Origin of the sequence: Mesorhizobium sp. M1409 (genome assembly GCF_040317535.1) — a bacterium.
Taxonomy (GTDB): Bacteria; Pseudomonadota; Alphaproteobacteria; order Rhizobiales; family Rhizobiaceae; genus Mesorhizobium.
This window is the reverse complement of sequence record NZ_JAMYKV010000059.1, coordinates 16,199-35,434: the sequence shown is the minus strand read 5'-3', so window position 1 is coordinate 35,434 and position 19,236 is coordinate 16,199. Positions and strand designations below refer to the sequence as shown.

The following is a 19,236-nucleotide window of genomic DNA, read 5'->3' as shown; positions in this document are numbered from 1 at the left end:
CCGCTTCGCGGGGGGGCCCCCCCCCAATGGGGGGGGGGGGGGAACCCGCGCGCGGCGGGGGGGGGGGGGGGGGGGGGGGGGGGCGCCGCGCCCCCCCCCGCCCGCGCCCGCCGGCGGCCCCGCCCCCCGCCCCCCCCCCACCGGCGGGGGGGGCGGGGCCCCCCCCCCACCCGGAGCGGGGTGGGGGTGCTCGTAGGCGCCCCCCACCCCGTCGAACGATCTCCGCTTCGCTCCGACCGCTCGCCGACCCTCCCCACAAGGGGGAGGGTGAAGGAGATCCTGATGCAAAATCGCATGTCGCGCCGCTTGCGCAAGCCGCGTCGAACGGGTTCTGTTTGCGCCTTCAGAATCGGTGAGAGCGTAATGACTGTCAGCACCATCAAGGCCAGAAATATTTCGGTTTCGCTCGATCTCACGGTCGGCCACATCGCCGACATGGTCGTCGAAAGTGGCGGGCGCCAGCTGAAGCCGCTGCACCGCGCGCCCTGGGTCGACGCGGGCGAGACGCTGCCGGATGATTTGCCGGAAGGCACGGTCCGGCTGTCCGGCGATTTTCTCTGCGCGCCGTTTTCACGCAGCGATGTCGAGGAGGCGCCGCTGCATGGCTGGCCGGCCAACAGCGCCTGGGATGTCGTCGAGAGCGCGGCGACAGAAGATGGCTGGCGCGCGGTCTACCGCCTGCGGCACAAGGTGATGGGCGCGAGCGTCGACAAGATCCTGACGCTGCGCGACGACCATCCCTTCCTCTATCAGGAGCATGTGTTCTCTGGCGGCCATGGCGCGATCTCGGTCGCGCATCACCCGATGACGGCGATGAAGGGCGGCGGCAGGCTGGCTTTTTCGCCAAAGCGGTTCGCCGCGACGCTGGACGATCCGCTGGAGCCCGATCCCGCCCGCGGCCGCTTCATACTGGCCTATCCGGCGCGCTCCACCGATCTCAGCCATTTCCCCGCCGCCGGCGGCGGCACGCTCGACCTGACGGAATACCGTATGGGCGACCGCCGCGAGGATTTCCTCACGCTGGTCGAGGCCGATCATGGCGGGCCGGGCTGGACCGCCCTGGCGCGGCAGGCCGAAGAGGACCTGGTGCTGGTGCTGAAGAACCCGGCCGAGCTGCCGGTCACCATGCTGTGGCTCAGCAATGGCGGCCGCGACTACGCGCCCTGGAGCGGCCGTCACCGCGGCGTGCTCGGTATCGAGGATGGCCGCACGGCGATAGGCCATGCCGCCTCGATCGGCGACAACTGGCTGAAGCGCGAAGGGGTCGCGACCGCCTTTGCGCTGGGCGAAGGCCGCAGCGTTTCCTTTCGCCATATCATCGGCGCCGTGCCGCTGTCCGGCGGCGAGCCGCCGCAGCAGGTCACGACCACAGATGGCCGCATGCGGTTGGCAGCCGGCGGCGGCTCGACGCGAGAGATCCCCTTTGACAGCGATTTCCTGCGTATTGGGCGAACGGCGGCAGCTTGATCGGATGGCTTCCCTGTTTGTTCTCAAGGAACGTTGGCGCCGCCCCTCACCTGCCTGCCGGCATCCTCTCCCCCGTATAATGACAGTCACTATACGGGGAGAAGTGCCCGGCAGGGCGATGAGGGGCAGCACTCACTTTGACAATTTCGCTTGCATAAATCCCGGTTTGAAATTTCCACCGACTGGCGACAAGATGCAGCGGAATTATCGTGACCGTGATCAAGGCCAGAGAGAGGCTCCAATGTCCGAAATCGCCCATCTCGCCGCCACCATCTTCAAGCGCGCCGGCAGGGCAAGCCGCTTCATCGTCGCCATTGCCGGTCCGCCGGGGGCCGGCAAGTCGACGCTGTCGGCGAGGCTGCATGATCTGCTGCCCGAAGGTGCGGCGGAAGTCGTGCCGATGGACGGCTTCCACTACGACGACGCCGTGCTCGAGCAGCGCGGCTTGCGCGCACGCAAGGGCGCGCCGGAAACCTTTGACTTTGCCGGCTTCGAGGCCCTGCTGAAACGCATCCGGGCCGGCGAATCCGACATCGCCATCCCGGTCTTCGACCGCGGCATGGAACTGTCGCGCGCCGCCGCCTCGATCATCCCCACCGAGACCAAGTTCATCCTGGTCGAGGGCAATTACCTGCTGCTCGACGAGGAGCCGTGGTCGCGGCTGGCGCCGCTGTTCGATTTCTCGATCTTCGTCGACGTGCCGCGCGACGAGCTCGAGCGCCGCCTGCTGGAGCGCTGGCACGGGCACGGCCGCTCCGATGAGGATGCGCGCGCCTGGATCGCTTCCAACGACATGCCCAATATCGACCGGGTTATTGCTCGACGCCGGGCCGCCGATCTGGTGATCGGCCTTTCCGCTTGATTCTACGAATCGCGCAAGGGGAACCTTAAGACATTCAGGCCGTTATCGCCGATAAGGCAATTCTGCCAAAGAGGGAGTCCGTCCGATGGCACAGAAGGCAAGAAAGCCCGCGCCCTCCAAGGGCAAGGCAACCCAATCCAAGGCAGGCGCCGGCCCGGCAGTCGCGGCGCGTTCCAAGGACACCAAGCCCGCATTCGGCAAGGCGGCACCGAAGAAAGTGGTGCCAGCCGCCGCGAAAACCGCGCCGAAAGCCGCAAAGCCCAAAAAGCCGGCAGGCGCCGATGGATCGATATCGGGCAGCGCCATGCGCACGGTCAAGGCCGCGGCCAATGTGGCTGTGGGCGCCGTCGCCATCGCCGCCAGGGGCACTGCATCGCTTGCGGCATCCATGGTGGGCAAGGGCGGCTCGAAGGCGAAGGCAAAGTAGCGCTCTCGAAGCTCGCCGGTTTGCGTCAGGCTCTGGCCGGGATGGTCAGGCCCTTCTGTACCGCTGGTCGCGCAAGACCGCGTTCCAGCCATGCCGCGACATTGGCGAAATCGTCGAAGCCGACGAGGTCGCGCGCTTCGTAGAAGCCGATCAGGTTGCGCACCCAGCCGAGCAGCGAAATATCGGCGATGGTGTAGTCATTGCTCATGATCCATCTGCGGCCCTTCAGCCCGCCATCGAGCACGCCGAGCAGCCGCCGCGATTCATCGCGATAGCGCTCCAGCGGGCGCTTGTCGGCGATTTCGCGACCGGCGAATTTGTGGAAGAAACCGACCTGGCCGAACATCGGCCCGACCGAGGCCATCTGGAAGAACACCCACTGGATGGTCTCGTAGCGGCGTGCCGCGTCCACGGGCATGAGCAGGCCGGTCTTTTCGGCGAGGTAGAGCAGGATGGCGCCGGATTCGAACAGGCCGATCGGCTTGCCGTCCGGACCGTTCGGATCGATGATCGCCGGGATCTTGCCGTTGGGATTGAGCGACAGGAATTCCGGCGTCCAGCTTTCATTCTTGCTGATATTGACCAGATGCGGCTCGTAGGGCAGGCCGAGTTCTTCCAGGGCGATCGATATCTTCACGCCGTTCGGCGTTGTCGCCGAATAGAGCTGGATCCGGTCCGGGTGTTTGGCTGGCCAGCGCGTTGCGATCGGAAAGGCGGACAGGTCGGCCATGGGAAACTCCTGAATGGGGATTCGCGCCGAGCGGCACGGTTTGGCGGGGGCGGCCAAGAATTAGACGCGCCACACGGCACGATCAATATGGCGGTTAACGTTTCGTCGTGCACGGACGGTCGACTCTGGGACGATCAGGATCGCCCGGGGCAGGTGTAATTGCCGATGCAGGATCAGACGGCCTTGAAGGCCAGCACCGCATTGGTGCCGCCGAACGCGAAGCCGTTGCTGATCGCGGTGCGCACCTTGCGCTCGCGCGCCACATTCGGCGTGACGTCGAGGTCGCAATCGGGGTCGACCTCGCGAAAATTGGCCGTCGGCGGCACGATGCCTTCGCGGATCGCCATCACGCAGGCGATCATCTCGAGCGCGCCCGATGCGCCGAGGCAATGGGCATGCATCGACTTGGTCGACGACATCGAAAGTTTGTAGGCATGGTCGCCGAAGACGCGCTTGATCGCCGCCGTCTCGATCTGGTCGTTGGCCTTGGTGCCGGTGCCATGGGCATTGAGATAGTCGACATCCTCGGGATTGAACCCGGCGTCGGCCAGGCAGGCGCGCATGGCGGCCGTCGGTCCTTCGATGGTCGGCGCGACAATGTCGGACGCGTCGGCGGAAAGGCCGGCGCCGGCAATCTCGGCAAGGATGGTAGCGCCGCGCGCCATGGCGTGCTCGTAGCTCTCCAGCACCGCCATGCCGGCACCTTCGCCAAGCGACAGGCCCTGGCGATCGGCCGAAAATGGCCGGCAGGTGTCCGGTGCCAGCACCCGCAGCGCTTCCCAGCCCTTCAGGATACCCCAGACCAGCGGCGCATCGGTGCCGCCGGCAACCATCACGTCGGCGCGGCCGAGCCTGATCTGGTCGACGGCCGACGTGATGGCGTGATTGGACGACGAGCAGGCCGAGGTGACGCCGAAGACCGGCCCGCGCAGGCCGAGATTCATGCTGACGTGGCCGGAGGCCGCACTTGGCATCACCTTTGGCACGGTGAAGATGCCGGCGCGGTTCTTGCCCTCGATCAGGATGGCGCGATAGTTCTCCTCGATCGCTTCCCAGCCGCAGACGCCGACACCGACGACGGTGCCCATCCGATAGGTGGTGGCCTCGTTCGAGACCAGGCCGGCCTGCTGCATGGCTTCCCTGGCCGCGATCGTCGCCAGCAGGCTGAAGCGGTCCATCGATACGGTCTGCTTGCGGTCGATGCCGTGATCTGGAAGAGCCTTGATTTCGCAGCCGACCTTGACCTTCAGATCATGCAGCTGCGGACTTGTGATCTGGCCTATGGCCGAGCGGCCGGCGCGCATCTCGTTCCAGATCGCGGGCGCGCTGGTGCCGAGCCCGCAAATGCCGCCCATGCCGGTGATGACGACGCGCTGCCGCATTCAGTTCAGGCTTTTTTCGCGATCAGCGCGCGGACAGCTTCGACCATATCGCCGACATTCTTCAGATTGCTCCAGGCGTCGACCGTGTTCATCTCGATCTCGATGCCATACTCTTCCTCAAGATCGAAGATGATCTCGGTCAGCTCAAGCGAATGGATACCAAGCGAGGTCAATTCGGTGGTGGTGGTGATTTCCTCGCCGCCCGGCTCGGCATGAGCCTTGATCTTCGCGATGATATCCGTTGCCAGCTGGTCGGCCATTCGGTTTCTTCCCCACTATGTCGCGTTTCCCGACGCCAACTGCGCAGCGCCCCTTTTCTCCTGGTATCAAGCCGCCGTCGTCGTTTTATACCCCCGCCAAGCGCGGCGTGGCCGTACCAAGGTGGTTCCCTCTATAGAAACCGAAACGTTGTCAAGCAACAAGCTATATCGAACTCCATATCGACAAAGCCGGCGGAGTGCTTAACGTGTAGGCATGGATACGGCTGAACATGGCGGGATTTCGACGCAGCGCGTTGCGGGCGTGGCGCGGCTTTCCTGCGCCGTAGGCGAGGGTCGCACGCGCCTGCGGCGCCTCTATCAGGACGGTGCCGCCAAGATAAGGATGCCGGCAGTCTCGGCCGACCCGCTCGAAGCGGTGCTGATCAACACCGCCGGCGGAATGACCGGCGGCGACCGTATCGCCTGGGACGTGGATGTCGGCGCGGCCGGATCGGCATCGATCACGACCCAGGCCTGCGAGAAGATCTATCGGGCGGCATCCGACCGTGCCGAAGTGCGGGTCAATTTGTCGGTCGGTGAAAACGGCCGCATCGCCTGGCTGCCGCAGGAGACCATCGTCTTCGACCGGGCGGCCTTTGCCCGCACGCTCGACGTCGAGCTTGCCGCCGGCGCCGAGGCGCTGGTGCTGGAAGCCGCCGTCTTCGGCCGCCTGGCGATGGGCGAACGCGCCGCGCAGGGCCATTTCCACGACCGCTGGCGCGTCCGCCAGGAGGGCTCCCTCATTCACGCGGAGGATTTCCGCATCGGACCCGATATCGCCGCAACGCTCGATCGCCCGGCGGTTATCGGTGGCGCGATCGCGATGGCGACGCTGCTTTTGGTGTCGCCACGGGCCGAAGCGCTGCTCGAACCAGTTCTGGAGATCGTCGGCGACCACGGCAGCGCCAGCGTCTGGAACGTCAAGAAATCTGGCAAGCTTCTTGCGAGGCTCTACGCCGGGGATGGCTACCGGCTGCGCCAGCGGCTGGTTCCACTCGTCGAATTGCTCAACGGAAGGGCGGGGTTGCCCAAATTATGGTCACTGTAGGCCTGTCGCTACCAGCCTGGGAAAACGCATGAACCTGACGCCGAGGGAAAAGGACAAGCTGCTGATCGCCATGGCGGCGATCGTGGCGCGCAAGCGGCTCGAACGCGGCGTCAAGCTCAACCATCCGGAGGCGATCGCGCTGATCACCGACTTCGTCATCGAGGGTGCCCGCGACGGCCGCCCGGTCGCCGACCTGATGGAAGCCGGCGCCCATGTCGTTACCCGCGCGCAAGTCATGGAAGGCATCGCCGAGATGATCCACGACGTGCAGGTCGAGGCGACATTTCCCGACGGCACCAAGCTGGTGACCGTGCACGAACCGATACGGTGAGGACGAGAAGATGCTTGAGCTGCGCCCCAATTGCGAATGCTGCGACAAGGACTTGTCGCCGGAGGCAACGGATGCGTTGATCTGCACCTTCGAGTGCACCTTTTGCGCCGACTGCGTGGAGCATGTGCTGGGCGGCATGTGCCCCAATTGCGGCGGCAATTTTTCGGCACGGCCGATCCGGCCAGTGGCGATGCTGAAGAAATACCCCGCCTCGACCAAACGCGTTCTCAAGGCCGAAGGCTGCGGCCCTCGCAAGGCCGCGTGAACACCGCGACCCCTTAACCAGAAGGCATTTCGATGATCTCCGCTCCGATGAAACGCGCTTCGCTTTCCGCAATTCTACTTCTGGCGGCTTCCATGCCGGCCTATGCCCATGTCGGCATCGGCACCACCTCTTCCTTCGCGGCCGGCTTCATGCACCCGCTCTCCGGTCTCGATCACATGACGGTGATGATCGCGGTCGGACTGTGGGCGGCGCTCAAGGGCGGCAAGGCGGTTCTTGCCTGGCCGGCGGCCTTTGCCGGCGTCATGCTGGCCGGCGGCGCGCTCGGCATGCTGCATATGCCCCTGCCCTTCGTCGAACCGGGCATTCTGGCATCGGTCGTGGTGCTCGGGCTGCTGTTGGCCCTGGCGGTCGATCTGCCGGTCTCGGCCGGCGTTGCCATCATCGGCCTGTTCGCGCTGTTCCACGGCCACGCGCATGGCACCGAAGTGCCGGAGAATGCGAGCGGGCTCGAATACATGGCCGGCTTTGCCGTCGCCACCGCGCTGCTGCATGCCACCGGCATCGCCGCCGGGCTCGGTCTCGGCATCCGGTTCCGTGGCCTGGCCCGCGCCGCCGGTGCCGCATGCGCTGCGATCGGTGTCGGCCTCGTCTTCGGTGTGGTGTGAAGATGATCCCTGGCGAAATCATCACGGCGGGCGGCGACATCGAGCTGAACAAGGGCCTGCCGACCGTCACCTTGAAAGTAGCCAATAGTGGCGACCGGCCGATCCAGGTCGGCAGCCACTATCATTTCTTCGAGACCAATGAGGGTCTGAAGTTCGACCGCGAGCGTGCCAGAGGAATGCGCCTCGACATCGCCGCCGGCACGGCCATGCGCTTCGAGCCGGGACAGGAGCGCGACGTCACGCTGGTGCCGCTTGGCGGCAAGCGCGAGGTCTACGGATTTCAGCAGAAGGTGATGGGCAAGTTGTGAGATCTTCCAGCGCGCTCGGCTCAGTTCGACGGCTTGGCCGCGGCGTAGATGACGACCTTTCCGGGATCGTCGAATTCGACGGCGAGGACATCTTGCACAAGCACGCGCCGCGACTCGATGGCGTTGAACAAGAGCGCGTTGGCCTCGATCTCCTTGCGCAATTCCGCAATATCGTCCTGATGCTGCTTGATCTTGCTTTCGATTACCGCCGGCGGGCCGCCTTCGGTGCGCGCGGCGTCGGTCAGGAACACGATATCGACTTTGTCGAGCTTGGATGTCTTGCGCACCGTGCCGATGTTTTCACGCGTCCGGTCGATTGCCGTGTTGACGTTTCCGGCTTCGGCCGTGGTCTTGGCCTCTTCCTGCTTGACCTCCGAGCCGACAATGCGGTTGACGGTCTCCGTGCTTTCAAGCCCCTGCGCCTTCAGGCCGGCAACAGGACCGGCCGCCGCCAGGAACGCCATTGCGGCGACGGTCTGAAACCGTCTTTGGGCCGAAAAAGGAGTGATCGCCATCGCTCGCTCCTGAGGGAATTCGTTTCGGGGCGCGGTTCAGCGCGAATGCAACAAAACGAATCCCGCCCCGCGAAGGTTCCCGTCCCGATGCGGCAGGCGGACCGGATACCGGCCCGCCCAACCCGTCTGTCAGCTGGCCTTCTTGGTGATCAGGGTCAGCGCGCCATTGGGTTCCATGCTGGCCGCGATGACCTGCGCCGAGCTGAGTCCCTTGGCCTCAAGCGCGGACTTCACCTTGGGCGTGGCGTCGATCGAGCTGCGCAGTTTCTTCAAGCCGTCGTCGCCACGCTGGGCGATCACCTGGTTGACCTGCGTCTGGGTGTCCTTTGGCAGTTCCGTGATGTCGACGATATTGACGCTCTGGATCGTCGGTACGGCCGGCTGCGCTTGGGGAGTGGCCGGAGCGGGCGTGGTCGGCGCCGGCGCTGGCTGCTGCTGGGCACCGGCGGCGCCCGCCAGCATCAGGGTAGCGGCAGCGGCAAGAACTATGGTTTTGCGCATGGATTTTCCTTTCCATCGATTGGCAAACGGTCGTTTTGGGGTGACCCCCTAACCTCAAACGCCAAATGGGATCAGAAGGTGTCGCCCAGTGGGTCATTGCGTGACCATTGGATGGCGGCAATGTGCCGGAATTCAACCAAACCGCATCTCGGCAAACCGCATCTCGGCAAACCGCATTTCGGCAAACCTCATTTTGGGAGCAATCGCTGATGGCCAGAATTACCCGTGCCGCCTATGCGCAAATGTACGGCCCGACGGTCGGCGACAAAGTGCGGCTTGCCGACACGGAACTGTTCATCGAGGTCGAGAAGGATCTCACCATCCATGGCGAAGAGGTAAAATTCGGCGGCGGCAAGGTGATCCGCGACGGCATGGGCCAGAGCCAGGTTTCGCGGGCGCAAGGCGCGGTCGACACCGTCATCACCAATGCACTGGTGGTCGATGCCGGCGCCGGCATCTTCAAGGCCGATATCGGTCTCAGGGACGGGCGGATCGCGGCAATAGGCAAGGCGGGCAATCCGGACACGCAAGATGGCGTCACCATCATCATCGGCCCCGGCACCGAGATCATCGCCGGCGAAGGCAAGATCCTGACCGCCGGCGGCTTCGACGCGCATATCCACTTCATCTGCCCGCAGCAGATCGAGGAAGCGCTGATGAGCGGCATCACCACCATGCTCGGGGGCGGCACCGGCCCGGCGCACGGCACGCTGGCGACCACCTGCACGCCGGGGCCTTGGCACATGGCGCGCATGATCCAGTCCTTCGATGCCTTCCCGATGAACATCGGCCTGTCGGGCAAGGGCAATGCGTCCCTGCCCGCAGCGCTCGAGGAAATGGTGCTGGGGGGCGCGTGCTCGCTGAAGCTGCATGAGGACTGGGGCACGACGCCGGCGGCCATCGACTGCTGCCTTTCGGTCGCCGACGAGTACGACGTGCAGGTGATGATCCACACCGACACGCTGAACGAATCCGGCTTTGTCGAAAATACGGTGGCGGCGATCAAGGGCCGCACCATCCACGCCTTCCACACCGAGGGTGCCGGCGGCGGCCACGCGCCCGACATCATCAAGGTCTGCGGCTTGCCCAACGTGATCCCGTCCTCGACCAATCCAACGCGGCCCTACACGGTCAACACGCTGGCCGAGCATCTCGACATGCTGATGGTCTGCCATCATCTCTCGCCGTCCATCCCGGAAGACATCGCCTTTGCCGAAAGCCGCATCCGCAAGGAGACCATCGCGGCGGAAGACATTTTGCACGACATCGGCGCCTTCTCGATCATCTCGTCAGACTCGCAGGCCATGGGCCGTGTCGGCGAAGTGGCGATCCGCACCTGGCAGACCGCCGACAAGATGAAGCGCCAGCGCGGCTCGCTGCCGCAGGAGACCGGCAACAACGACAATTTCCGGGTCCGCCGCTACATCGCCAAATACACGATCAATCCGGCCATCGCGCATGGGCTGTCGAAGGATATCGGCTCGATCGCGGTCGGCAAACGCGCCGATCTGGTGCTGTGGAACCCGGCCTTCTTCGGCGTCAAACCGGATATGGTGCTGATCGGCGGCATGATTGCCGCCGCCCCGATGGGCGACCCAAACGCCTCGATCCCGACGCCGCAGCCGATGCACTACCGGCCGATGTTCGGCGCCTATGGCAAGGCCAGGACCAACTCGTCGGTGACCTTCGTCTCGAAAGCCGCGCTGGAATCGGGCCTGCATGGCAGGCTGGGCGTCGACAAGCAGTTCGTCGCCGTCGAAAACACCCGCGGCGGCATCGGCAAGCATTCGATGGTGCTCAACGACGCCACGCCGCATATCGAGGTCGATCCGGAAACCTACGAGGTCCGTGCCGACGGCGAGCTTTTGACCTGCGAGCCGGCAACGGTGCTGCCGATGGCGCAGAGGTATTTTCTGTTTTGAGGCCAATATGCCGACCGAAACTCGTGAATTTGGTCAGATGTGCCTGAGGAGACGCGCTTCTCACCCGTGCGCCCAGAAAAGCGCACGCACTTTGTCAGCTGTCGGCGCTGTCGGCACAAAACCGTACACGGTTTGTCAACACCGAGATCGAGAACGTGTCGTTGGATGGCCTTGATCGACCTGCATTCTCTGCTTCCAACTTGGAAATCTGGCGCCTTTGGCGCAATATAAGCTGCATGAACAAGATTTTTCGAAAACAGCAATTGACGCCCTATGAGGCCGATTATGCTCAGTGGTGCGCCGAACAGGGCGCGCTGTTGCGCGAAGGTCGTCTGTCCGACCTCGACCGCGAGAACCTTGCCGAGGAGATCGAGAGCTTGGGGCGGAGCGACAAAAGGGAAATTGCGAGCAGGCTTGGCACCTTGATCCTTCATTTGCTCAAATGGGGATTTCAGCCTGAGCAGCGCAAGACTGGATGGCTGCTCACAATCCGTGAGCAGCGACATCGGATTGAAAACCTGCTCGATGAAAGTCCGAGTCTGAAGGCGTATCCGGCGCAGATGCTCGGACGAGAGTTCAAGATAGCAAGATTAAAGGCGCTAGACGAAACCGGCTTGAGAGATCGCGATTTCCCTGTTGATTGTCCATACGCGATCAGGGAAATTCTAGACCATGACTATTTTCCAGGTACGCCGTGGTCTTCGGATAAACTTATTCGCGAGTAGCCGAGAAGTGGCCCGTCGCAGATATTTCATCGCGTCGTGAGCATTAGTATCCACCCCATGGCCACCGAAATCGCTTCCGCCCACGACATCTTTCCGCACATCCGCATCGTCATGGGCATGGTGATCGGGCTGGGCGTCGCCCGCCTGCTGTCGGGGGTAGCGCGCATCGTCCAGCATCCAGGCCAGTACCGGCTCTATCCCGTGCATCTGGCCTGGGTCGCCTCGGTGCTTTTGATGCTGGTGCACTTCTGGTGGTGGGAATTCGGTCTCTACGCCATCGAGACATGGACCTTCGGCAAGTACCTGTTCATCATCTTCTATGCGATCACGCTGTTCCTGCTCTGCGCCCTGCTGTTCCCGGATTCGATGCTGGACTACACAAGCTACGAGGATTTCTTCTATTCGCGCCGGGCCTGGTTCTTCGGCCTGCTGGCGGCGACCTACCTGCTCGATGTGATCGACACGCTGCTGAAAGGGCCGGAGCATTTCGCCCGCTTCGGCAGCGAATACCTGTTCCGCACGCCGGTCTTCGTCGCGCTCTGCGTTGTCGCTATCCTGGTGCGCGATCGCCGCTTCCACATCACCTTTGTCGCGGCGGCGCTTATCTATCAGATATCGTTCATCCTGCGGCTCTTCGACACCATCGTCTGAGCGGGCGCGATGGTCTAGATTGCTCGGGAAAGGCAGGGTTCACCTATGTACAAGGCCGTCGGATCGCGTGGATCCCGGGTCAGCCGCGTTCTCTGGATGCTCGAGGAACTCGGGCAGCCCTATGAATTCGTCGAGGTCAAGCTGCGCTCGCCGGAAGCCTATGCGCTCAACCCGTCGGGCAAGGTGCCGATCCTGATCGATGGCGAGCTGACCGTGACGGACTCGGCGGCGATCTGCGTCTATCTTTCGGACAAACACGGGGATCCATGAAATGAAGCTCAACCTCAACACCGACTTCACCAAATTCCCGCGTGCCGTTTCCGTGCTGACCGCCGGCAATGCCGGAACCACAGCGCCATCCGGTCGGGCCGTGCTCGCCCATGACGAGCGGCATCTGCGCCGCCGCGCCATCGAACTTGCCGACGGCAGCAAGGTGCTGGTCGACCTGCCCGAGCCCGTCGCCCTGAACGATGGCGACCGGCTGGTGCTGGAGGATGGCGGCCATATCGAGATCATCGCGGCGCCGGAAGAGGTCTATGACATCCGGGCTCGTGACACCGTGCACCTGGCCGAACTCGCCTGGCATATCGGCAACCGTCATCTCGCGGCCAGCATCGAGGCCGGGCGCATCCTCATCCTGCGCGACCATGTCATCAAGGCGATGCTGGAAGGGCTCGGCGCCACGGTGACCGACGTTTCCGAGCCGTTCAAGCCGGTGCGCGGCGCCTATTCCGGCCATGGTGGGCAAAGCCACGATCACGGCCATGCGCATGCCCATAGCCACGCCGAGACGCATTCTCACGCGCACAGCGAATCGCATTCCCATTCGCACGATCACGCCGGCCACCACCACGACCATGACTGACCAGCCTTCGAACATAGCGCTCTTGCGGCTGATGGCGTGGTTGTCGCCGGCCTTTCCGGTCGGCGGCTTTTCCTACAGCCACGGCCTCGAGCGCGCGGTGCATGACGGGCTGATTGCCGATGCCGAGAGCCTCGCCTGCTGGCTGGAAACGCTGGTCGAGATGGGCTCGGGCTGGAACGACGCGGTGCTGTTCGCCGAAAGCTGGCGGCGAGCACGCGGCACCGGTGATCTGGATGAAGTAGCCGCGCTCGCCGAGGCGCTGGCCGGCTCGCGTGAACGCCACACCGAGACCATGCTGCAGGGTGCCGCCTTCCTCAAAGCGGCGGCGGCCTGGCCAAATCCGGTGCTGCAGCGCTTGCCGGCCGAGTGCGCCTATTGCGTCGCCGTCGGCGCCATTGCCGGCGGCAATTCAATTGCACTTCGGGATGCGCTGTCCGCCTTCCTGCAGACCTTTTTCTCCAACCTCGTCCAGGCCGCGATCCGGCTCGGCGTCGTAGGCCAAAACAGGGCAACCACCCTGCTTGCCGGCTTCGAGCCGCTGGCCGTTGCGACCGCGGCCCGCGCCGCGCGCTCGACGCTGGATGATCTCGGCGGCTGCGCCTTCGTCTCCGACGTCATGGCGATGAAGCACGAAACCCAGTATTCGCGATTGTTCCGCTCATGATCACCCTCGCCTTCGCGCTTTCGACCGTTCTGCTGCTGATCACCGCGCTACACGTCTATTGGGGCCTTGGCGGCATCTGGCCGGGCAAGGATGCGGCCTCCTGCGCCCGTGCCGTGGTCGGCTTTCGCGGCGTCGACGAGATGCCGACGCCGTTCGCCAGCTTTGCCGTTGCCGCGTGCCTATGCCTGGCGACGCTGTGGCCGCTGGCGCTCATAGGCGTCTTTGCCTCGCCGTTTCCCAGGGAAGGCCTCGCCGCCACGTCGCTGCTCATCGGGCTGGTGTTCCTGGGGCGCGGCATCGCCGGCTTTACGCCGTGGTGGCGGCGGCTGGCGCCTGAACAGCCTTTCGCGCGGCTCGATGTCCGTTATTATTCGCCGCTGTGCCTGCTGATCGGGCTCGGCTTTGCCATCCTCGCCATCACGGAGTTTCCCGCATGACCCAGACAAATGGCCCGCTGCGCGTCGGCATTGGCGGCCCGGTCGGTTCCGGCAAGACGACGCTGACCGAAAAGCTATGCAAGGCGCTGCGTGACGAATTCTCGATCGCCGTCGTCACCAACGACATCTACACCAAGGAAGACGCCATGATGCTGGCGCGGCTGCAGGCGCTGCCCGAGGATCGCATCATGGGCGTCGAGACCGGCGGCTGCCCGCACACCGCGATCCGCGAGGATGCCTCGATCAATCTGCAGGCGATCGCCGAGATGAACAGGAAATTCCCGGATCTCGACATCGTCTTCATCGAATCCGGCGGCGACAACCTCGCCGCCACCTTCTCGCCGGACCTTGCCGACCTGACGCTCTATGTCATCTCGGTCTGCCAGGGCGAAGAAATCCCGCGCAAGGGCGGGCCGGCGATCACCCGCTCCGACTTCCTGGTGATCAACAAGAGCGATCTGGCGCCTTACGTGAACGTCAACCTCGATGTCATGGAGAGCGACGCCGGCCGCATGCGCGGCAAGCGGCCGTTCGGCTTCACCGACCTGTCGCGCGGCAAGGGGCTGCAGGCGGTGATCGATTTCATCGTCGAGCATGGCGGGCTGCGTACCGTCGTCGCGGCCGACACGGCAGCGTGAGATAGCCGTCCCTGCACCAACCAAAACCGGTTGCGGGCATGGGCTGGCCACGGCATTCTTGCCAAAACCGGAGGATTTTAGGATGAGCATCGCCCGTCTGCAGAAGGAAACGCTGACCAACCTGCCCTTCCATGAGGAGCGTGTCGATCTCGCCTGTGCCTTTCGCTGGACGGCGCGGCTCAACATGCACGAGGCAGTTGCCAATCATTTTTCGCTGGCCGTCAATGACGACGGGACGCGGTTCCTGATGAACCCTAACCAGGTGCATTTCTCGCGTATCAAGGCGAGCGACCTTTTGATGATCGACGCCAACGATCCAGAAACGCTCTCCGGTCCCAATGCGCCGGACCCGACGGCGTGGGGCCTGCATGGCGCCATCCATCGCAATGTGCGCCACGCGCGCTGCGTCATGCATGTGCACTCGATCCACGCCACGGTGCTGGCGTCGCTCGCCGATTCTCGCCTGCCGCCGATCGACCAGAATTCGGCGATGTTCTTCAACCGGCATGTCGTCGACGCCCACTATGGCGGGTTGGCCTTCGAGGAAGAGGGCGAGCGCTGTTCGCAGCTTCTCGTCGATCCCAAGGTCAAGGTGATGGTGATGGGCAATCACGGCGTGCTGGTCATAGGCGATACGGTCGCCGATGCCTTCAACCGCATGTTCTACTTCGAGCGTGCCGCCGAGACCTACATCAAGGCGCTGTGGACCGGCCGCCCGCTGCGCACGCTATCCGATGCGATCGCCGAGAAGGCGGCAAGCGAGATGGACGACTATCCCGGCCAGGCCGAACGCCATCTCAGCGAGCTGAAGGCGATCCTCGACGAGCAGGAACCGGCCTACCGGAATTGAGGGCTGGTTCTGGGCTGGATCTAGCGCCCGTTTCGTCGAAAGAAGAAACTTTCAACGTCGCGCCGCCCCTCATCGCCCTGCCGGGCACTTCTCCCCGTATAGTGACCTATCGGATTCACACATCTTTCTGCGGCGGCTAAAGAAACGTGAAATCAAAGACTTAAGTGAGGGCGATGTCGTCATGATCCCTTGGCGGCGCTAGGATGCAGGCGTTGAAAATGCTGGCATTTTTGACCTACCGTCCATGAGCGGAAAGAGATGTGTGAATGCCATAGATAGATACCTATCGTATTCACGCATCTCTGTTGCGTTTTGCGATGAAGGTCGATTCTGTGTCGGTGAGAAGATCGATGGAGGTGTCGATGACCGGGATCGAGTACGGGCTGGGGCGATTTGGCGATCGCCGCCTGGAAAAAGGGGGGCCTGCTTGCATCGGGCGCTGGTGGCGCGGCCTGGATCGTGTATCCGTCGGCTTGGCGGCAAACGGGCGTCCGAAATGCAATTCACGCGGCTTCTGCGCAACCCCTCGGTAACGGCGGCAGAGATGTCGCTCCATGCTGGAAGGCTGACCGGACGGCGCGTGGCCGGTCGCCATGTCGTTGCGGTGCAAGACACCTCGGAGTTGGTGCTGGGCAGCCGACGGGCGCGAGCCGGCTATGGCCCGGTCGGCAAGGGCAACGTGGCGGGCCTGCTGCTGCACCCGGTGCTGGCGTTGGAGGCCGGCACTGGGGCGCTGCTGGGCCTGGTCTCGATGCAGGTCTGGAACCGCAGCGGAGGTGAATTGGCGCCGCAACGCAAGCGGGTGACGGCCGACAAGGAATCGCAGCGCTGGATCGACGCAACAAGGCAGGCCGGCGCGGTTCTGGATGGTGCGGCCAGCATCACCATGGTGTCGGACCGCGAGAGCGACTTTTACGAACTCTTCGCGGAGCGCCCGCCCAATGTCGAGCTGATCGTGCGGGCCTGCCAGAACCGGCGGATCGAGGCGCCGCAAGAAGGGCCGGACTTGCTGCTCGCCTTCATCGACGCCCAGCCCGAGCAAGGCCGCTTTGCCGCGACCATCCCCGCCGCGCCCGGGCGACGCGCGCGAGACGCCGAACTTGCGCTGCGCTTCGCCCCGGTGACGGTGCGCCGACCGCTCAATGGAGCCGATCCGGCGTGCCCGAGACGGTCGGTTTGACACTGGTCGATGTTCGCGAGGTGTCGAAACCGCAATATGGCAGCGAACCGGTGCATTGGCGGCTGCTGACCACCCACTGTGTCGCCACCGAGGTCGAAGAGCGCAGGATCGTCGACCTCTACCGGTCGCGCTGGACCATCGAGGAGTTCTTCCGCACCCTCAAGACGGCAGGCTTCGATATCGAGGCCGCCGACATCGGCGATCCGCACGCCATGATCAACTTCGTCGCCGCTGCGACGATCGCCGCCGTCACCATCAAGCAACTCGTGCAGGCTCGCGACGGCAATACCGATCAGCGCCTCGGTGATGCTTTCGAACCGGACGACCGACTCATTCTCGAAGCCGTCTCAGCCAAGCTCGAGGGCAAGACCGAGCGACAACGCAATCCCCATCCCAAAGGCTCTCTGGCCTTCGCCGCCTGGGTCATCGCCCGCCTGGGCGGCTGGACCGGCTACTACGGCAAGCCCGGCCCAAAGGTCATGCGCATCGGCCTCGCCGAATTCTGGGCCATCAAATACGGCGCCAACCTCGGACTGCGAAATGTGTGAATCCGATAGATTACTATAACGGGGAGTTGAGGGAGTGGTCCGCGAAGCGGACGAAAAGCCAATTGCTTGGCTTTTCGAACGACGACCGCCCGGCAGGGCGATGAGGGGCGGCGCCGCCCAGGGCTTCGAATCCAGGTTAGTGCGCCGGGAGACCGGCAAGGAGTAGGTGGTGAGAGTCCACTGCGATGAAGGAGTAGCGATCCACATCGGCCCCGAGCCGTGCGCAGGCTTCCGCGAGGATGTCGGCGAAGCGTCGGTAGGGGAGCGTATAGGCCAGCCATTGAGCCACGAAAGGATTCTGATCCCGGATGCCGACGCCGTTAACCTGGCGGAAGGCAAAACGGACGGGCGCGATTTCGCGAGCACCTGGACGATCCGGCGTGGTCTGAGCCCCTGGCATGTGCGGAAGCTCCTTGTACGGGAACCGGGAGATCTCTGGATCGGCCATCTACCCCAAAACTACGGGTGGATGGTCCGCAACGGGAAGGCGAGGAGCCGTAGCCGTTGATGCACGATCCAGAGAAGTCTGACTCCGGCATAGTAGCTGTGAAGCCGATGAACAAAGCCGGGCAACCGGCGGCGGAGCCGGTGGAGCCAAGGCCGGGGACCAAGGGGAACGCGGAACAGCAACACATGCACCGGACACAGAGCCGGGCTCGCATGTCCCAGTCGCTGGACCGCGTACGGAAAGCCGCAAGGCTGAGGAAGAAGGATCGGTTCACCGCGCTCTTCCACCATATCAATGTCGACACGCTGCGGACGGCGTTCTATGCGCTCAGGCGCAAGGCCGCTCCCGGGGTAGATGGCATGACGTGGCAGGACTACGAGGCAGACCTCGAGCTTCGGCTCAACGATCTGCAAGAACGGGTTCATCGGGGTGCGTACCGACCGCAACCAGCTCGCCGGACGTTTATACCGAAGGCGGATGGAAAGCAGCGGCCGCTGGCGATCGCAGCTCTGGAAGACAAGATCGTCCAAGGGGCAACCGTCATGGTGCTCAACGCCATCTATGAAGGCGACTTCCGCAGCTTCTCCTACGGGTTCCGACCCGGAAGAGGACCGCATGATGCATTGGATGCACTGTGCGTAGCAATCAGAACGCGGAAGGTGAACTGGATTTTAGACGCCGACATCCAGAACTTTTTCGGGGCGGTCAGCCAGGAATGGCTGGTTCGCTTCGTTGAACATAGGATCGGCGACAAGCGCATCATCCGCCTGATCCGCAAATGGCTCAAGGCGGGCATTCTCGAAGATGGGATCGTGACTGTAGAGGACAGGGGAACGGGTCAAGGGTCGGTGATTTCGCCGCTGCTGGCCAATATCTACCTTCACTATGTCTTCGACCTTTGGGCTCAGCGCTGGCGACAGCGCGAGGCCACCGGCGATATGATCATTGTGCGCTATGCCGATGATGCAATCGTCGGCTTCGAGCGCGAGGGCGACGCTCGTCGTTTCCTCGATGCGATGCGTGCGAGGCTTGAGGAGTTTGCGCTGTCGTTCCATCCGGACAAGACCCGCCTGATTGAGTTCGGCCGCTTCGCGGCGGTCGACCGCAAGCAGCGCGGGCTCAGCAAGCCGGAGACCTTCGCGTTCCTGGGGTTCACGTTTATCTGCGGAACATCGCGCCAAGGGCGTTTCCTGCTTAAAAGGAAGACCCGACGTGATCGCGTGAGAGCGAAGCTCAAGGACATCAAGGTGGAACTGCGGCGGCGCATGCATTGGCCGATCCCCGAACAGGGGAAATGGCTGAGGCAGATCGTGACAGGCCACTTCGCCTACTACGCGGTTCCAACGAACAGCCGGGCGCTCTCGGCGTTCCGGCACCATGTGACCGATCTGTGGCGGCGCACGCTTCGGCGACGCAGCCAACGAGACGGCTTCACCTGGGACCGCATGACGAAGCTGGCCGGCGCATGGCTTCCCAACCCGCATATCCTTCATCCGTGGCCCGACGAGCGCTTCGCCGTGGAGAACCACCCAAGGTAGGAGCCGAGTGCCTGAATTGGGCTCGCTCGGATCTGTGCGGGGGGCGCA

The 19,236-nt window shown here is 63.8% G+C and carries 25 protein-coding genes; 19 read left to right on the top strand and 6 right to left on the bottom strand.

All coding sequences use genetic code 11. The features are described 5' to 3' along the window. Window positions 1-363 precede the first annotated feature (363 nt). From NKG99_RS30585 to NKG99_RS30575, 3 genes are all read left to right on the top strand, one after another. The gene (locus NKG99_RS30585; protein WP_352872917.1) at window positions 364-1,467 is read left to right on the top strand and encodes a hypothetical protein; all 1,104 of its coding nucleotides are present in this window, start codon (window positions 364-366) and stop codon (window positions 1,465-1,467) included. Between the two features lie 241 nt (window positions 1,468-1,708). Next, the gene (locus NKG99_RS30580) at window positions 1,709-2,329 is read left to right on the top strand and encodes a nucleoside triphosphate hydrolase (protein WP_352872916.1); all 621 of its coding nucleotides are present in this window, start codon (window positions 1,709-1,711) and stop codon (window positions 2,327-2,329) included. 85 nt (window positions 2,330-2,414) lie between these two features. Then, window positions 2,415-2,756: a hypothetical protein gene (locus tag NKG99_RS30575; protein WP_352872915.1), complete on the top strand. Its 342-nt coding sequence runs from the start codon at window positions 2,415-2,417 to the stop codon at window positions 2,754-2,756. 25 nt (window positions 2,757-2,781) lie between these two features. On the opposite strand, the gene NKG99_RS30570 is transcribed toward NKG99_RS30575, so the two are convergent. The 3 genes from NKG99_RS30570 to NKG99_RS30560 all read right to left on the bottom strand — a co-directional run bounded on the left by NKG99_RS30570 (window position 2,782) and on the right by NKG99_RS30560 (window position 5,128). Further along, window positions 2,782-3,486 (bottom strand): glutathione S-transferase family protein, encoded by a 705-nt coding sequence (locus NKG99_RS30570; RefSeq protein WP_352872913.1) that lies wholly within the window; start codon window positions 3,484-3,486, stop codon window positions 2,782-2,784. Window positions 3,487-3,659: 173 nt separating this feature from the next. Next, window positions 3,660-4,868, bottom strand: a complete 1,209-nt coding sequence (locus NKG99_RS30565) for a beta-ketoacyl-[acyl-carrier-protein] synthase family protein (RefSeq protein WP_352872911.1) — start codon at window positions 4,866-4,868, stop codon at window positions 3,660-3,662. Between the two features lie 5 nt (window positions 4,869-4,873). Beyond that, window positions 4,874-5,128, bottom strand: coding sequence for an acyl carrier protein (locus NKG99_RS30560; RefSeq protein WP_013528393.1), 255 nt, complete (start codon window positions 5,126-5,128; stop codon window positions 4,874-4,876). Between the two features lie 214 nt (window positions 5,129-5,342). On the opposite strand from NKG99_RS30560, the gene NKG99_RS30555 reads away from it, so the two are divergent. Genes NKG99_RS30555 through NKG99_RS30535 form a run of 5 tightly spaced genes read left to right on the top strand, consistent with a single transcriptional unit; the run spans window position 5,343 to window position 7,706 of the window. Then, window positions 5,343-6,176: an urease accessory protein UreD gene (locus tag NKG99_RS30555; RefSeq protein ID WP_352872909.1), complete on the top strand. Its 834-nt coding sequence runs from the start codon at window positions 5,343-5,345 to the stop codon at window positions 6,174-6,176. Between the two features lie 28 nt (window positions 6,177-6,204). Further along, entirely contained in the window at window positions 6,205-6,507 is a 303-nt protein-coding gene (locus NKG99_RS30550) for an urease subunit gamma (protein WP_352872907.1), read from the top strand. Between the two features lie 10 nt (window positions 6,508-6,517). Further along, entirely contained in the window at window positions 6,518-6,772 is a 255-nt protein-coding gene (locus NKG99_RS30545) for a DUF1272 domain-containing protein (RefSeq protein WP_352872905.1), read from the top strand. Between the two features lie 32 nt (window positions 6,773-6,804). Beyond that, complete coding sequence (locus NKG99_RS30540) at window positions 6,805-7,398, top strand: HupE/UreJ family protein (protein ID WP_352872903.1); 594 nt, start codon at window positions 6,805-6,807, stop codon at window positions 7,396-7,398. A 2-nt stretch (window positions 7,399-7,400) separates the two neighbouring features. Continuing rightward, on the top strand, window positions 7,401-7,706 hold the full coding sequence (locus NKG99_RS30535) for an urease subunit beta (RefSeq protein WP_352872901.1): 306 nt from the start codon (window positions 7,401-7,403) through the stop codon (window positions 7,704-7,706). A gap of 20 nt (window positions 7,707-7,726) precedes the next feature. On the opposite strand, the gene NKG99_RS30530 is transcribed toward NKG99_RS30535, so the two are convergent. Both NKG99_RS30530 and NKG99_RS30525 read right to left on the bottom strand, forming a co-directional pair. Further along, a complete protein-coding gene (locus NKG99_RS30530; protein ID WP_352872899.1) occupies window positions 7,727-8,221 on the bottom strand; it encodes a hypothetical protein in 495 nt (164 codons plus the stop codon). 129 nt (window positions 8,222-8,350) lie between these two features. Further along, entirely contained in the window at window positions 8,351-8,722 is a 372-nt protein-coding gene (locus tag NKG99_RS30525) for a hypothetical protein (RefSeq protein WP_352872897.1), read from the bottom strand. A gap of 209 nt (window positions 8,723-8,931) precedes the next feature. Between NKG99_RS30525 and ureC the strand changes: the two genes are divergently transcribed. From ureC to NKG99_RS30475, 10 genes are all read left to right on the top strand, one after another. After that, window positions 8,932-10,644, top strand: coding sequence for an urease subunit alpha (gene ureC / locus NKG99_RS30520; RefSeq protein ID WP_502911083.1), 1,713 nt, complete (start codon window positions 8,932-8,934; stop codon window positions 10,642-10,644). A gap of 236 nt (window positions 10,645-10,880) precedes the next feature. Continuing rightward, complete coding sequence (locus tag NKG99_RS30515) at window positions 10,881-11,369, top strand: DUF29 domain-containing protein (RefSeq protein ID WP_352872895.1); 489 nt, start codon at window positions 10,881-10,883, stop codon at window positions 11,367-11,369. A gap of 57 nt (window positions 11,370-11,426) precedes the next feature. Next, a complete protein-coding gene (locus tag NKG99_RS30510; protein ID WP_352872893.1) occupies window positions 11,427-12,020 on the top strand; it encodes a hypothetical protein in 594 nt (197 codons plus the stop codon). 45 nt (window positions 12,021-12,065) lie between these two features. Next, window positions 12,066-12,290, top strand: a complete 225-nt coding sequence (locus NKG99_RS30505) for a glutathione S-transferase N-terminal domain-containing protein (RefSeq protein WP_352872891.1) — start codon at window positions 12,066-12,068, stop codon at window positions 12,288-12,290. 1 nt (window position 12,291) lies between these two features. After that, a complete protein-coding gene (gene ureE, locus NKG99_RS30500) occupies window positions 12,292-12,885 on the top strand; it encodes an urease accessory protein UreE (protein ID WP_352872889.1) in 594 nt (197 codons plus the stop codon). After that, window positions 12,878-13,549, top strand: coding sequence for an urease accessory protein UreF (locus NKG99_RS30495; RefSeq protein WP_352872887.1), 672 nt, complete (start codon window positions 12,878-12,880; stop codon window positions 13,547-13,549). The genes ureE and NKG99_RS30495 overlap by 8 nt, the downstream gene beginning before the upstream one ends. Next, window positions 13,546-13,986: a DUF3995 domain-containing protein gene (locus NKG99_RS30490; protein WP_352872886.1), complete on the top strand. Its 441-nt coding sequence runs from the start codon at window positions 13,546-13,548 to the stop codon at window positions 13,984-13,986. Before NKG99_RS30495 ends, NKG99_RS30490 begins: the two co-directional genes overlap by 4 nt. Next, window positions 13,983-14,624 carry an urease accessory protein UreG gene (gene ureG / locus NKG99_RS30485; protein WP_352872885.1) on the top strand — a complete coding sequence of 214 codons (642 nt, stop codon included), beginning with the start codon at window positions 13,983-13,985 and terminating at the stop codon, window positions 14,622-14,624. Before NKG99_RS30490 ends, ureG begins: the two co-directional genes overlap by 4 nt. 82 nt (window positions 14,625-14,706) lie before the next feature. Continuing rightward, window positions 14,707-15,474, top strand: coding sequence for a class II aldolase and adducin N-terminal domain-containing protein (locus tag NKG99_RS30480; RefSeq protein WP_352872884.1), 768 nt, complete (start codon window positions 14,707-14,709; stop codon window positions 15,472-15,474). A 780-nt stretch (window positions 15,475-16,254) separates the two neighbouring features. After that, complete coding sequence (locus NKG99_RS30475) at window positions 16,255-17,202, top strand: transposase (protein ID WP_352872920.1); 948 nt, start codon at window positions 16,255-16,257, stop codon at window positions 17,200-17,202. A gap of 136 nt (window positions 17,203-17,338) precedes the next feature. On the opposite strand, the gene NKG99_RS30470 is transcribed toward NKG99_RS30475, so the two are convergent. Next, complete coding sequence (locus tag NKG99_RS30470; RefSeq protein ID WP_352872883.1) at window positions 17,339-17,650, bottom strand: hypothetical protein; 312 nt, start codon at window positions 17,648-17,650, stop codon at window positions 17,339-17,341. Between the two features lie 59 nt (window positions 17,651-17,709). Between NKG99_RS30470 and ltrA the strand changes: the two genes are divergently transcribed. Further along, window positions 17,710-19,188, top strand: a complete 1,479-nt coding sequence (gene ltrA, locus NKG99_RS30465; protein ID WP_352872919.1) for a group II intron reverse transcriptase/maturase — start codon at window positions 17,710-17,712, stop codon at window positions 19,186-19,188. Window positions 19,189-19,236: the final 48 nt, after the last annotated feature.

What these genes read in the sequence shown, in the direction of transcription:
- NKG99_RS30585 (WP_352872917.1), top strand. Translation starts at nt 364, where the DNA reads ATGACTGTCAGCACCATCAAGGCCAGAAATATTTCGGTTTCGCTCGAT.
- NKG99_RS30580 (WP_352872916.1), top strand. Translation starts at nt 1,709, where the DNA reads ATGTCCGAAATCGCCCATCTCGCCGCCACCATCTTCAAGCGCGCCGGC.
- NKG99_RS30575 (WP_352872915.1), top strand. Translation starts at nt 2,415, where the DNA reads ATGGCACAGAAGGCAAGAAAGCCCGCGCCCTCCAAGGGCAAGGCAACC.
- NKG99_RS30570 (WP_352872913.1), bottom strand. Translation starts at nt 3,486, where the DNA reads ATGGCCGACCTGTCCGCCTTTCCGATCGCAACGCGCTGGCCAGCCAAA.
- NKG99_RS30565 (WP_352872911.1), bottom strand. Translation starts at nt 4,868, where the DNA reads ATGCGGCAGCGCGTCGTCATCACCGGCATGGGCGGCATTTGCGGGCTC.
- NKG99_RS30560 (WP_013528393.1), bottom strand. Translation starts at nt 5,128, where the DNA reads ATGGCCGACCAGCTGGCAACGGATATCATCGCGAAGATCAAGGCTCAT.
- NKG99_RS30555 (WP_352872909.1), top strand. Translation starts at nt 5,343, where the DNA reads ATGGATACGGCTGAACATGGCGGGATTTCGACGCAGCGCGTTGCGGGC.
- NKG99_RS30550 (WP_352872907.1), top strand. Translation starts at nt 6,205, where the DNA reads ATGAACCTGACGCCGAGGGAAAAGGACAAGCTGCTGATCGCCATGGCG.
- NKG99_RS30545 (WP_352872905.1), top strand. Translation starts at nt 6,518, where the DNA reads ATGCTTGAGCTGCGCCCCAATTGCGAATGCTGCGACAAGGACTTGTCG.
- NKG99_RS30540 (WP_352872903.1), top strand. Translation starts at nt 6,805, where the DNA reads ATGATCTCCGCTCCGATGAAACGCGCTTCGCTTTCCGCAATTCTACTT.
- NKG99_RS30535 (WP_352872901.1), top strand. Translation starts at nt 7,401, where the DNA reads ATGATCCCTGGCGAAATCATCACGGCGGGCGGCGACATCGAGCTGAAC.
- NKG99_RS30530 (WP_352872899.1), bottom strand. Translation starts at nt 8,221, where the DNA reads ATGGCGATCACTCCTTTTTCGGCCCAAAGACGGTTTCAGACCGTCGCC.
- NKG99_RS30525 (WP_352872897.1), bottom strand. Translation starts at nt 8,722, where the DNA reads ATGCGCAAAACCATAGTTCTTGCCGCTGCCGCTACCCTGATGCTGGCG.
- ureC (WP_502911083.1), top strand. Translation starts at nt 8,932, where the DNA reads ATGGCCAGAATTACCCGTGCCGCCTATGCGCAAATGTACGGCCCGACG.
- NKG99_RS30515 (WP_352872895.1), top strand. Translation starts at nt 10,881, where the DNA reads ATGAACAAGATTTTTCGAAAACAGCAATTGACGCCCTATGAGGCCGAT.
- NKG99_RS30510 (WP_352872893.1), top strand. Translation starts at nt 11,427, where the DNA reads ATGGCCACCGAAATCGCTTCCGCCCACGACATCTTTCCGCACATCCGC.
- NKG99_RS30505 (WP_352872891.1), top strand. Translation starts at nt 12,066, where the DNA reads ATGTACAAGGCCGTCGGATCGCGTGGATCCCGGGTCAGCCGCGTTCTC.
- ureE (WP_352872889.1), top strand. Translation starts at nt 12,292, where the DNA reads ATGAAGCTCAACCTCAACACCGACTTCACCAAATTCCCGCGTGCCGTT.
- NKG99_RS30495 (WP_352872887.1), top strand. Translation starts at nt 12,878, where the DNA reads ATGACTGACCAGCCTTCGAACATAGCGCTCTTGCGGCTGATGGCGTGG.
- NKG99_RS30490 (WP_352872886.1), top strand. Translation starts at nt 13,546, where the DNA reads ATGATCACCCTCGCCTTCGCGCTTTCGACCGTTCTGCTGCTGATCACC.
- ureG (WP_352872885.1), top strand. Translation starts at nt 13,983, where the DNA reads ATGACCCAGACAAATGGCCCGCTGCGCGTCGGCATTGGCGGCCCGGTC.
- NKG99_RS30480 (WP_352872884.1), top strand. Translation starts at nt 14,707, where the DNA reads ATGAGCATCGCCCGTCTGCAGAAGGAAACGCTGACCAACCTGCCCTTC.
- NKG99_RS30470 (WP_352872883.1), bottom strand. Translation starts at nt 17,650, where the DNA reads ATGGCCGATCCAGAGATCTCCCGGTTCCCGTACAAGGAGCTTCCGCAC.
- ltrA (WP_352872919.1), top strand. Translation starts at nt 17,710, where the DNA reads ATGCACGATCCAGAGAAGTCTGACTCCGGCATAGTAGCTGTGAAGCCG.